Consider the following 13,508-nt stretch of genomic DNA (forward strand, 5'->3'; position numbering starts at 1 on the left):
ATCAACTATAATATTTTTTATACCACGCAACAAATAAGCGAACACCCTCTGTTATAACTACTTTAGGTTTGTAGTTATAATCCTTTATCAAATCATCAATATTTGCCCAGGTTTTTTTGACATCTCCAGCTTGCATTGGCATCATTTCTTTTACTGCTTTAATACCTAAATTATCTTCTAAAGCGGTTATAAAATCTAGTAATTTAACCGATTTACTATTTCCTATATTATATAGCTTATACTTTTCTCTTGCTACAACGGGTTTATCTACAATTCTAGTAATACCTTCAACAATATCATCTATGTATGTAAAATCACGTTCCATGTCGCCATGATTAAATACTTTTATTTTTTCTTTTTTAAGTATGGCTTTTGTAAATAACATCGGTGCCATATCTGGTCTGCCAAAAGGTCCGTAGACCGTAAAAAAACGCAATCCTGTTGTAGGTATGTTGTATAAATGACTATAGGTAAAAGCCATTAATTCATTACTTTTTTTGGTTGCAGCATATAAACTAACCGGAGAATCTACAGTATCATTGGTATTAAAAGGAATTTTTTTATTCATTCCGTAAACACTAGAGCTACTCGCATAAACTAAATGTTTAATTTTATAATCTCTACAGCATTCTAGAATATTTAAAAAACCAACGATATTACTTTGAATATATACATCGGGGTTTTCAATACTATAACGAACGCCTGCTTGTGCTGCTAAATTACAAACTACCTCGAAATTTTCATTTTCAAAAAGCGATCCCATTTCTTTTTTATCCTCCAAGTTCATTCTTGTGAAACTAAAAGAGTACTTGTTATTGCTTTCTGACTGCTTGTAAAATACACTTGCTTCTTTTCGACTTATGCCTAAATCGAACAATCTACTATACTTTAAATCGGTATCGTAATAATCATTAATATTATCTATACCTACAACTTCATGTTCATTCTCTAATAGTTTTCGTATCAAATGACTTCCTATAAAACCTGCAGCTCCGGTAACTAATATCTTCATTAATTCTTTCCTATTTGATAATATTCAAACCCTTGTTCTTCTAAATTAAATACATTGTATTGATTTCTTCCATCAAAAATTATGGGTGTTTTTAATAAATTTTTAATTTCTAAAAAATCAGGAGAACGAAACTCTTTCCATTCTGTTAATAATATCATAGCATCTACCTGTTGTAATGCTTCATATTTTGATTCAGCATACACAATATTACTCACATCTTTTAAATAAAAATGTTTTGCCTCATCCATTGCTTTAGGATCATAAGCTACAATATTTGCTCCTCTTTCAACTAACTCTTTTATTACATATATCGCTGGAGATTCTCTCATATCATCTGTCCCTGGCTTAAATGCTAAGCCCCATATCCCAAACGTTTTTCCTATTAAATCTTCTCCAAACCTTTTAACAATTTTTTCAGATATAACATATTTCTGACGGTTATTTACATCTTCTACCGATGTTATTAATTGTGCTTTATAACCATTTTTTTCAGCAATTTTTCTTAAAGCTTTAACATCTTTTGGAAAACACGATCCTCCATAACCTGCACCTGGATATATAAAACTATACCCTATTCTTGAATCAGATCCGATACCTACCCGAACATTATTAATATCTGCTCCTACTCGTTCACAGATATTGGCCATTTCGTTCATAAACGAAATCTTTGTTGCCAACATTGCGTTTGCCGCATATTTTGTCATTTCAGCCGAACGAACGTCCATTGCTATAAAGCGATCATGAGACATTGTAAAGGGTGTGTAAAGTTGTTTCATTTTATCAAAAGCATGTGCTGTTTCTGCTCCTATAACAACCCTATCTGGCTTCATAAAATCATTAATTGCATCTCCTTCTTTTAAAAATTCAGGGTTCGATACTACATCGAAACTATAAGAAACGTTTCTTTTATCTAGTTGATCTTGAATTGTTTTTTTTACTTTATCTGCGGTACCTATCGGAACAGTTGATTTGTTAACGATAATTAAATTGTGCGTCATTTTCTGTCCAATCTCTTCTGCCACACCCAATACATATTGTAAATCTGCAGAACCATCTTCGCCCATCGGCGTTCCAACAGCGATAAAAACTATTACTGCATTTTGAAGCGCTAAATTTATTTGAGTAGTAAAAAACAGGTTTTTGTTCGCTATGTTTTTTAGCACCATTTTTTCTAAACCTGGCTCGAAAATAGGGATATTTCCTTGATGAAGTTTATCTATTTTTTTTTGATCGATATCTACACACGTGACTTTGTTACCCATTTCTGAAAAACATGTTCCTGATACTAACCCGACATATCCCGTGCCTATTACTGCTAAATTCACTCGTTTTTGTTTAAGATGATATTTATAACAAAGATAAGTTATTTAGACAAAGAAAACTTGTAGATAATGGTTCCTCTTTGTTTTGAAGGCGCATTTACTGCTGCATTCCATTTTGTTCTTAAAGCAGCTTCTTTTGCTGGCTTTAATAAACATGCTGCTGTATTTGTTGATCCTTTTACTCCCGGAATAGCTTTGATTACTTTTCCGTTTTGATCAACTTCAATACTTACGACCACAGTACCTTCTTCTTGGCAATCTGGTTTTTGTATCGGTTTAGAAACTGCAGTTCTTCCTTTTAAATTATAATTCCCTCCAGAACCACTTCCTGAATTCCCATAATATTTACTAGAATTCGGATCACCTTTTTCATTTCCTTTTACACCCGATCTATCATCATCTCCCTCTCCTTTTGTTGCACCATCTTTCGATGTTCCGTTTAATAAACTATTTAACGCATCCGTTGTTTCTTTTGATGGTGTAGGTTTTGGTTTCTTTTTAGGTGTTATTTTTTTAGGGACTTCTTTTACAACTTCTTTTACAACTTCTTTTGATTTTTCTATAACCGGAACCTCTTTTGTTGTTTCACTTGTAAGCACTTCTTCTGTTACAGTTTCTTGTGGTATTTCTTTTACGGGTTCTTCCGCTACTTCTTCTTGTGGTTTCTCTGGTGCCGATTGTGATTTTGTTTTTTCAACAGGTTCACCACTACCAACTTCTGAATTACCAAAATTAATAGCCAATCCGTACTCTATTGGTGGATCTAAATATTTCATTCCGAAATTAAATACTCCAACAATTAAAAGCATCAGAATAACAGCCGTAATAATTGCTGATTTACGTTTATGTTCGGTTTCAAATATTTTCATTTTACTAATTTATCCATGCTGATTTTAATACCCCTCGAAAAACAACTCGAAGTAACATTAAATTACTTGCCTTTTACAGCTAAAATCATTTTTAATTTATTCTTGTTCGCAATATCGATAACTTTCATTACGTTTTTATAAGGCGCATTTTGATCGCCTCTAATAACAATGGTTTTCTTTTTGTCTGCCCCAACTTTTGTTAGAATTGTTCGTTCTAAATCTGCTGAATTCACCTTAGTCTTATCAATATAAAAAGCAGCTTTATCGGTAATGGTAACAGCTACCACTTTACTGCTTTCTGTTTTACCGCCTGCTTTTGGTAACAAAACATCAATGGCACTTACTGTAACTAATGTTGATGTTAGCATGAAAAATATTAATAACAAGAAAACAATATCCGTCATAGACGACATATTAAAACTTGGATCAACTTTATTTCTTCCCTTTAAATTCATTAGGCTGGTTCGTTTAATAAATCTAAAAACTCGACAGATTTTGCTTCCATTTGATACACTACTTTATCAGTACGAACAACTAAATGATTATACGATATATAAGCTATAATACCAACTATTAAACCTGCTACAGTTGTTGTCATTGCAGTGTATAATCCATCAGAAAGTAATTTTATATCTATTTGTCCGCCAGAATTTGCTATTTCATGTATGGCAACAATCATACCTATTACGGTACCTAAAAATCCAATCATTGGTGCAGCACCTGCAATTGTTGCTACTACAGAAACGTTTCTTTCTAATTGATAGACTTCTAATTTTCCGGCATTTTCTATTGCCTTATTAATATCATCTAATGGTTTTCCTATTCTAGAAATTCCTTTTCCAATTAAACGAGCTGTAGGAGAATTAGTATTTGTACACAATGCTTTTGCACTTTCTATCTTTCCGCTTATAATATGATCTCGTATTTGATTCATGAAGTTTTTATCGACTTCTGAAGCTGCTTTAATTGCAAAAAACCGTTCAAAATAAATATATAATGCCACCGCTAATAGCACAAAAAGTAGGCCTATAATAATTTGACCTCCTAAACCACCATCTTTAATTAACTGAAGTATAGATAGTGTTTTTTCTTCGGATACTGTTCCTTCTATATTTTCTTGAATAAATAATAACATCAACTTATTTTTTAAGTGCTTTTAATACTAACGACTCTTTTATGCTTTAATTGTTTAAAAAAATCATCCTGAATATCATAAAGCATCTTTAAAAGAGTACGTTATGTATTCAAAATGATTTTTTTTATTTTACTATACTATTATAAAATGATACTTCTCATTATCACGAAAGCAATTGAGCCTACTAAAAAACCTACAAAAGCTAACCAAGATATTTTTTTTAAATACCAGAAGAAATCAATTTTTTCCATACCCATTGCTACAACTCCCGCAGCAGAACCTATAATTAACATAGAACCTCCTGTTCCTGCCGAGAAAGCAATAAAATGCCATAACGGATTATCAATTGGCTCAGAAAACATTCCTAATGAAGCCGCTACTAAAGGTACATTATCAATTACTGCTGATCCTACACCTAATAAAACAACCACTAAATCAGATACATGAGTTCCTTCTAATTCACTCCCCATTAACGGAATACTCTGCTTTAAACTATCTGCAAAATTAAATAGAATACCTAATGATTCTAAAGCCGCTACTGCCATTAAAATCCCTAAGAAAAACAAAATACTTGGCATTTCTATTTTTGATAAAGATGCGTGAACAGGACTATGGTGCGCATGCGCATCAGACTCTTCACTATCAAAATCTGTTAATGAAAACTTTGATCTACTATAAATTTCAGCAAAGGTAGCAACCACTGCTAATGATAACATCATACCTACATAAGGTGGTAAATGTGTTACGGTTTTAAAGAATGGTACAAATACAATAGCTCCTAAACCTAAATATAACATTTTAGCGCTATGCGGACTTTTACTACCTTCTTTATCATTTTCATCCGATTCAATATTTCCTTTAAATGCAGGTAAAAAAGAAGCGATAAAAGTTGGTACAATCATACATAATACTGATGGTATAAATAAATACGCTACTAACATTTGCGTGCTTACTTTTTTACCAATCCATAACATGGTTGTTGTTACATCTCCAATAGGAGACCATGCTCCACCTGCATTTGCTGCAATAATAATTAAACCTGCAAACCAAATTCTATCCTCTCTTCTTTTTACAATTTTCTGTAGAATAGAAATCAATACAATTGTTGCTGTAAGATTATCAATAATTGCTGATAGAATAAATGCTAAGATTCCAAACATCCACAAAATTTTCTTTTTGCTTTTTGTTTTTACATAATCTTTAATTGTAGAAAATCCGTCAAAATAATCAATAATTTCAACGATAGTCATTGCGCCTAAAAGGAATACTAATATTTCAGCTGTTTTACCTAAATGATGTAATAAGGTTTCTTCAACCAAATGCAGTTTATCAGTATGTGCTAAATCTCCAAACCCTTCTACTAAAGCGTGCTTTGACGAATCAAACCAATTGGCAAAACTATCAACTCCTAATGCTACTAATGCCCAACAAATAGCCATCATTACTAATGCCGGAATTAATTTATCTAACTTTATATTATGCTCTAAAGTAATGGCTAAATACCCCATTACAAATATTAAAATAATAGCTACTTCCATTGTTTTAATTTATTTTTATATCAATTCTTTTAACGCTATTTCAAATGCTGTCGAACAAATTTTTGTTTTTGATGCACTTTTTGCAAACGCTCTTTGTAATGCCTTTTTAATAATGTTTGATGTATCATCAAATATTGCTTTATCTTCCATTGGTAAGGCTACTTTAGCTTCCATTAAATAAGCAAAAACTCTTGCGATACCACAATTAGAAATAAAATCTGGCAATAAACTTAAATGCTTATCCGTATATTCCATAATTGGTCCGAAGAAAATTTCTTTATCTGCAAAAGGAACATTCGCTCCTGGAGATATTACCTCTAAACCAGTATCTATCATTCGCTGAACTTGGTCTTGAGAAACTAATCTTGAAGCTGCTGCTGGAACAAATATTTCTGCTGGTAAACTCCAAATTTTACTGTTAATTTCATCAAAAGGAATCATATCACTAGCAACTAATTTGTTACCATCTTTTGCTAAAAATAAATCCTTCATTTCATCCATAGAAAATCCGTTTTCATTTATAACTCCTCCTTCTCTATCAATAATACCAACAACTTTTGCTCCTAACTGCGTTAAATAATATGCTGCTGCTGAACCTACATTTCCAAAACCTTGAACAATGGCTCTTTTACCTTCAATATTTCCGCCGTAAATATTATAATAATGCTTTACTGCTTCGGCAACACCATAACCAGTTAACATATCTGCAACGGTGTATTTTTTAGATAAATCTGGCGAAAATTGCTCATCTTCAATAACTTTAATTACACCTTGACGTAATTGTCCGATTCTGTTAATTTTATCAGCTTCGGTTGGCTTAAAATGCCCATTAAAAATACCTTCTTGCGGATGCCAAACTCCACAGCTTTCTGTAATCGGAATTACATCTTTATCTGCATCAACATTTAAATCTCCTCCTGTTCCGTAGTAATGTTTTAATAACGGAGTAACTGCTTTATACCAACGCTCTAAAACGCCTCTTTTTCTTGGATCATTCGGATCAAAGTTAATTCCCGATTTTGCACCACCAATTGCGGGTCCAGATACCGTAAATTTAACTTCCATTGTTTTTGCCAAAGATAAAACCTCGTTCTTGTTTAATCCTTTACGCATTCTTGTTCCACCACCGGCAGCTCCACCTCTTAAAGAATTGATAACCGTCCATCCTTCTGCATCAGTTTCTTGATCTTTCCAATGAAAAACAATTTCTGGTTCTTTTTCTTCGTATATTTTAAGTAAATCTTTCATAATATGTTTTTAATAAATTCTCAACTTTAATTCGTTATAATCTTTAAAATAATCTGTGTAAAATATTCTCACTAAGAGAAGCTAAAGTTGTCTCATTTAAAAAAATTTTTGTTTATTTAATTTATGTTTAAAAAACACACTTTCACAAAATTACCATAAAAAAATGATAGGTCAAATTTTTTAATTTAAAATTACGATCAATTAAAAATAACACCAGACGAATGATCTTTTTTTGCTCCTGTAACACTTCGCAAACAATTAACCTGATTTTCAACACGTAACATACCTAAAAAAGCAAAAATTAAAGCTTCTTTATAATTAATGAGTTCGGTGGACTGTATTTTGATTTTTATTTCTGCATAAAATTCAATTCTACCCATTAAAAAAGAATTAAAAACACCCCCGCCAGTTATTAAAATGGATTCATTGTTACGTATAATTTTTCCTATTTGAATTGCCGAGTGCTCAATAAATGTTCTTAAAATGATTGGAATATCATGCTCCATTTTATCTATCAACGGAAAAATAGTTGATTGCACCCATTCTAATCCTAAAGATTTAGGTGGATTTTTATCATAAAAATCCAACGCATTTAATTTTTCTAATAATTCTTTGTTTATTTTTCCTTTGGATGCTATTTTACCTTTATCGTCATATTCAAATCCGAGTTTTTGTACATAATGATTTAACACAATATTTACAGGGCAAATATCAAAAGCAATTCTGTTTTCATTTTCTTTAAACGACACATTTGCAAAACCACCAAGATTTACACAATAATCATAATTAGAAAACAATAACTCATCGCCAATAGGAACTAACGGAGCTCCTTGCCCACCATAATTAACATCTTGCGTTCTAAAATCACAAACCACTTTTTTATTCGTAATTTCAGAAATCACTTTGCCGTTACCTATTTGAAGCGTTATTCCATCATCTGGCTGATGTAGAACTGTATGACCATGAGAAGCAATAAAATCAATATTTTTTATCTTATTTTTTTTGATAAATAAATTAATCTCAGTTCCCAATAACTCACCATATTTAGCATCTAACTTTAGTAAATATTCTTCAGGAAAATGAATTGCAGTTTGCAACTTTTCTTTCCAATAGTCTGTATAAGAAATTGTATCCGCAGTAAGTATTCTAAAGTTTTTATAATCCTTTTTATCAAACTGAACATATACTAAATCTATTCCGTCTAATGATGTTCCAGACATCAAACCTATTACAAAGTAAAAATCGTTATTCATAGTCTGTAAAAATAATAAAAGCTTATTGAAAATATGCTACGAAAACGATATCTTTGAACTCATTTTTTACGAATATAATAATCATATACAATGGATTTTAGTTTAACAGAAGAACACATAATGATTCGTGATGCAGCGCGTGATTTTGCACAAAACGAATTATTACCAGGAGTAATTGAAAGAGATAATGCACAAACCTTTCCAGACGAATTAGTTCGTAAAATGGGAGAAGTTGGCTTTTTAGGTATTATGGTAGATCCTAAATATGGAGGAAGCGGAATGGATGCTATTTCTTACGTGTTAATTATGGAAGAACTTTCTAAAATTGATGCTTCTGCCTCTGTTATGGTTTCTGTAAATAACTCTTTAGTGTGTTATGGTTTAGAAGCTTATGGAACTGAAGAACAAAAACAAAAATATTTAACAAAATTAGCTACTGGTGAGCAAATCGGTGCATTTTGTTTATCTGAACCTGAAGCTGGTTCTGATGCTACTTCTCAAGCAACAACTGCCGAAGATAAAGGAGATTACTACTTATTAAATGGTACCAAAAACTGGATTACCAATGGTGGTCGTGCTGGTGTTTATTTAGTAATTGCACAAACTGATCGCAGCAAAAAACATAGAGGTATCAATGCTTTTATTGTAGAAGCAGGGATGGAAGGTTTTCACGTAGAGCCTAAAGAAGATAAATTAGGTATTCGTGGTTCTGATACACATACTTTACAATTTAACGACGTAAAAGTACCGAAAGAAAACAGGATTGGTGAAGACGGTTTTGGTTTTAAATTCGCTATGAAAACATTATCTGGTGGTCGTATTGGTATTGCTGCTCAAGCATTAGGTATCGCTTCTGGATCTTACGAATTAGCCTTAAAATACTCTAAAGAACGTAAAGCTTTCGGAACAGAAATCTGTAATCATCAAGCAATCGCATTTAAATTAGCCGATATGCATACTGAGGTTGAAGCTGCAAGAATGTTGGTTATGAAAGCTGCTTGGGATAAAGACCAAGGTAACAGTTACGATATGTCTGGTGCAATGGCAAAATTATATGCCTCTAAAGTGGCTATGGAACAATCTGTTGAAGCGGTGCAAATTCACGGTGGTAACGGTTTCGTAAAAGATTATCATGTAGAGCGTTTAATGCGTGATGCAAAAATTACTCAAATTTACGAAGGAACTTCAGAAATTCAGAAAATTGTAATTTCAAGAGGTGTTATTAAAGGATAAAACCTATCTCTTCAAATACCGTCGAGAAATCTAAATATAAAGTCTAACATTAATTTGTTAGACTTTTTATTATTTATACCCCATATAACTTTTCAACCTAATTTAAATCTATAAACAAATCAACTCTGACTCACCTTTTTCCAAAACCCATTACCTTTCATCATTCACCTTTTACCTTTTTATATGTGCGTTACCACAAGGGTCGCGCTTTCCGTACTCGCTTTTTGTTCGTACCTCACAAAAGAGCTCAAACAAAACTTCAATCGCTAACGCGTGTACTTATAATTACAAGTCTTTAAATTCTAATTTATGTAAATGCAAACCAGAAGCCGGAGCAATATTTTTAATAAACTCAATGTCAGAAGTAGGATTCAAACTTTCTTTAATAAAATCTAAATCAAACTCACCTTTTCCTAAATCATACAATGCTCCCATTATTAATCGAATCTGATTTCTTAAAAAACCTTCACCCCTAACAATTAAAACAAAACTTTCTTTCGGAAAAAAAGAAGCCGTCAATTCAGTATTTTTTTCAATCCTACAAAACACAATCTCTCTTTCAACTTTAGTTTCTTCCGTTGGTTTTGTACAAAAACGCTTATAATTATGAAAACCTTCAAATAATTTAGCACCTTCTTTCATTAAATCAACATCTAATTGCTCTCTAAAACGCGTTAAAAACGGCGCAGCATACGGATGATTTTTTTCTCCGTATGAAAAATAATAACGATACTCCTTTAACTTCGGATGCTGAATAATATTAAAATTATTTTCAATATTTTCAATCCTCAACGCTCGCATATCTCCTGGAGCATTGGCATTAAAATCAATCATAAATTGATCAAAATCTACACTTTCATCAATAAATAATTGAAACGCAAAATGAGTTGCCGAAACTCTTGCGTCAGTTCTACCAACACCTAAACTTTTAAGACGAATTCCTTTAAAAATAAACTTTAGGGTTTTATCTAAAAAAAGATGCCCAGTTTTTAAATTTGGTTGCTTTTGCCATCCATGAAAACGGAAACCTAAATATTGAATGGTAACTAAATATGTGTGCTTGTAATTCATCATTATAGTAAATCGTATGATTGCTTTGCTATTTCTAATTCTTCATTTGTAGGAATCACCAATATTTTTACCTGCGATGTTTCTTTATGAATTTCTGTTAACTTTTTGGCTCTCATATCATTTTTAGCTTCATCTAATTCAATACCAAAGAAATCCATAGCATTACAAACTAATTTTCTTATTAAAACAGAATTCTCACCAATTCCGGCAGTAAAAACAATTGCATCTAAACCATTCATTGCCGCAATATACGAACCTATGTATTTTTTAATTCGATACGCATTCATATCTAAAGCTAACTGACAATTTTCATCTCCTTTTTCAGCTGCCGCTTCAATATCTCGTAAGTCACTATGTCCTGTTAAACCTAACATTCCGCTTTCTTTTTGTAACATGTTGTTTACATAATCAGCATCATATCCTAAATTATTTATCAAGTAAAAAATTAACGAATGATCAATATCTCCAGAGCGAGTTCCCATAATTAAACCTGTAACAGGACCAAATCCTAAACTATGGTCAATACTTTTTCCGTTTTCAATAGCGGTAATACTACATCCATTACCTAAATGAACCGTAATTATTTTAGACTTTTCTTTATGTAAATATGCAATTGCTTTCTCTGAAACATATTTATGACTTGTTCCGTGAAAACCATATAATCGAATTTTATCTTCTTCCAAAAATTTATTCGGAATTGCATATTTATAAGCTTTCACTGGTATCGATTGATGAAATGCTGTATCAAAAACTGCTATTTGTTTTGCTTTTGTAAAAATAGCTTCAGCAACTTTAACTCCTTCTAAATTTGCAGGATTGTGTAATGGTGCCAACGAAAATAATGCTTCAATTTTATTCTTAACTTCATCAGTTATTAAAGTTGTTTCTGTGAAAGCACTTCCTCCGTGTACCACTCTGTGTCCGACTATCGCTATTTCATCTGTCGAAGAAATTACTCCAACTTTTTTAGCTAACAATAAATCAACTACTTTTTCTAATCCTGCTTTATGATTTTTAATTTCAAGTACTTCTTCAATATCATTACTTGCTGATTTGTAATGAATATTCCCTATTTCTAAACCAATTCTTTCTATCAGCCCTACACAAATAACTTTTTGCTGAGGCATTTCAAACAATTGATATTTTATCGATGAACTTCCTGAATTTATAACTAATACTTTCATATTTATATATCTTGTGCTTGAATTGCTGTTAAAATAATGGTATTAAAAATATCTTCAACCGTGCATCCTCTACTCAAATCATTTACCGGTTTATTCAATCCTTGCAACATTGGCTTCAATTGCCAAAGCACCCGTTTCTCTTTGTACAGCTTTGTATGTATTATTACCTGTATTTAAATCAGGAAAAATTAACACATTTGCCTGGCCAGCAACTTCAGAATTTGGTAGTTTCTTTTTTCCTACGGATGCATCAACTGCTGCATCATATTGAATTGGCCTTCTATTTTTAAATCAGGACGTTTTTCTTTTACAATTTCAGTTGCCATTCTTACCGTTACAACATCCTCCCCTTTTCCGGAAGCTCCAGATGAATATGATAACATTGCTATTTTCGGGTCAATACCAAAGGAAATACTAGAATCCGCAGATGATATTGCAATCTCTGCTAATTCTTCTGCCGACGGATTCGGGTTAATAGCACAATCACCAAAAACAGAAACTCTATCTTCTAAACACATAAAAAATATTGAAGAAACAACTGAGAATCCTGGTTTGGTTTTCACAAATTGTAACGCTGGTTTTATGGTGTGCTGCGTTGTATGAGCTGCTCCAGAAACCATTCCGTCTAACAAACCTTTATACACCATCATTGTTCCGAAATAAGAAACATCTGCCATTAAATCTTCCGCCATTGCGGGACTTAATCCTTTATGTTTTCTCAACTCATATAATGTATTAGAAAAATCAGCAAAATAATCAGATTCAATCGGATTGATTATTTCCGTTTTATCAAAATCAAAAGAAATATTTAATCTTTTTATTGATGCTTCAATATTTACTCTTTTTCCTAAGATTGTTAAATCAACTACATCTATTTTCTGAAGTTGAGAAGCTGCCATTAAAATTCTGTCATCATTCCCTTCAGGTAATACAATGTGTTTTTTTACTTCTTTTGCTTTTTTCAATAAATTATATTGAAACATTCTTGGTGTAAGAATATCAGAACCTTTATAAGTTGTTAATTTTTCATTTAATGCAGTAACATCTACATATTTTTCAAAAATATTTATAGACATTTTAATTTTATCTACATTTTCTGCATAAATATGCGATCTAACATTTCCTAACTTAGTTGTAGTACCAAAAGTTCCTTCCTTAACCCACAAAATCGGAACTATTTTTTCAAGACCTTCAATTAGTTTAAGTATTGATGAGTTTAATTTAATTCCCCCGGTTAAAACAATACAAGAAATTGTTGGATAATTCGTTGAGATATTTGCCTGTAAAGTTCCTAATAAAATATCAGATCTATCGGCAGGCGTAACAACCACACTTCCTTCTGTTAAATGATGTAAAAAATGGGATAATTGCATTGCTCCAACCTTAATATCACCTGTGGTATTATTTAAAAATTCTTTTCCAAATAAAATATCAGCATTAATTTCATTCAAAAATTCCTTAACCGTTGGGTTATTTAAAGTTTTATTAATTGGTATTGCGTTTATTGAAACAGATTTTGGTAAATTCTCTCCAACTTTCTTTATAATAGTTTCAATATTAGATTCTTCTATTTTATTTGCAACTACAGATATTACCTGAACATCTTTATTAACAAACGAATCATATGTTAACCTCAAACTTTG

At 31.8% G+C, this 13,508-nt stretch carries 11 protein-coding genes and 1 pseudogene (1 of these 12 running past the window's edge); 1 reads left to right on the forward strand and 11 read right to left on the reverse strand.

The genetic code is table 11. The features are described 5' to 3' along the window. Position 1: 1 nt before the first annotated feature. From PG912_RS10930 to PG912_RS10965, 8 genes are all read right to left on the reverse strand, one after another. Positions 2-1,012, reverse strand: coding sequence for an NAD-dependent epimerase/dehydratase family protein (locus PG912_RS10930; protein WP_275687559.1), 1,011 nt, complete (start codon positions 1,010-1,012; stop codon positions 2-4). Continuing rightward, positions 1,012-2,337 (reverse strand): UDP-glucose dehydrogenase family protein, encoded by a 1,326-nt coding sequence (locus PG912_RS10935; protein ID WP_275687560.1) that lies wholly within the window; start codon positions 2,335-2,337, stop codon positions 1,012-1,014. Before PG912_RS10935 ends, PG912_RS10930 begins: the two co-directional genes overlap by 1 nt. Positions 2,338-2,375: 38 nt before the next feature. Beyond that, complete coding sequence (locus PG912_RS10940) at positions 2,376-3,203, reverse strand: energy transducer TonB (protein WP_275687561.1); 828 nt, start codon at positions 3,201-3,203, stop codon at positions 2,376-2,378. 62 nt (positions 3,204-3,265) lie between these two features. Then, positions 3,266-3,658 (reverse strand): ExbD/TolR family protein, encoded by a 393-nt coding sequence (locus tag PG912_RS10945; protein WP_260586876.1) that lies wholly within the window; start codon positions 3,656-3,658, stop codon positions 3,266-3,268. Continuing rightward, complete coding sequence (locus PG912_RS10950) at positions 3,658-4,338, reverse strand: MotA/TolQ/ExbB proton channel family protein (protein ID WP_275687562.1); 681 nt, start codon at positions 4,336-4,338, stop codon at positions 3,658-3,660. The genes PG912_RS10945 and PG912_RS10950 overlap by 1 nt, the downstream gene beginning before the upstream one ends. Before the next feature lie 140 nt (positions 4,339-4,478). Beyond that, positions 4,479-5,876, reverse strand: coding sequence for a sodium:proton antiporter NhaD (nhaD, locus tag PG912_RS10955; RefSeq protein WP_275687563.1), 1,398 nt, complete (start codon positions 5,874-5,876; stop codon positions 4,479-4,481). Positions 5,877-5,891: 15 nt separating this feature from the next. After that, positions 5,892-7,124, reverse strand: a complete 1,233-nt coding sequence (locus PG912_RS10960; RefSeq protein WP_260586879.1) for a Glu/Leu/Phe/Val dehydrogenase dimerization domain-containing protein — start codon at positions 7,122-7,124, stop codon at positions 5,892-5,894. Positions 7,125-7,321: 197 nt separating this feature from the next. Next, positions 7,322-8,377, reverse strand: a complete 1,056-nt coding sequence (locus tag PG912_RS10965) for an anhydro-N-acetylmuramic acid kinase (protein ID WP_275687564.1) — start codon at positions 8,375-8,377, stop codon at positions 7,322-7,324. Between the two features lie 90 nt (positions 8,378-8,467). Between PG912_RS10965 and PG912_RS10970 the strand changes: the two genes are divergently transcribed. After that, positions 8,468-9,610: an acyl-CoA dehydrogenase gene (locus PG912_RS10970; protein WP_275687565.1), complete on the forward strand. Its 1,143-nt coding sequence runs from the start codon at positions 8,468-8,470 to the stop codon at positions 9,608-9,610. Positions 9,611-9,895: 285 nt separating this feature from the next. On the opposite strand, the gene PG912_RS10975 is transcribed toward PG912_RS10970, so the two are convergent. The 3 genes and pseudogenes from PG912_RS10975 to pta form a co-directional block, all read right to left on the reverse strand. Then, a complete protein-coding gene (locus PG912_RS10975; protein WP_333780658.1) occupies positions 9,896-10,681 on the reverse strand; it encodes a tRNA pseudouridine synthase A in 786 nt (261 codons plus the stop codon). A 2-nt stretch (positions 10,682-10,683) separates the two neighbouring features. Next, positions 10,684-11,865: an acetate/propionate family kinase gene (locus PG912_RS10980; protein WP_275687567.1), complete on the reverse strand. Its 1,182-nt coding sequence runs from the start codon at positions 11,863-11,865 to the stop codon at positions 10,684-10,686. A 2-nt stretch (positions 11,866-11,867) separates the two neighbouring features. Further along, positions 11,868-13,508: pseudogene (gene pta, locus PG912_RS10985) on the reverse strand (phosphate acetyltransferase) (it continues 456 nt past the right edge of the window).

It is taken from the genome of Tenacibaculum retecalamus (assembly GCF_027941755.1).
Classification (GTDB): Bacteria; Bacteroidota; Bacteroidia; order Flavobacteriales; family Flavobacteriaceae; genus Polaribacter; species Polaribacter haliotis_B.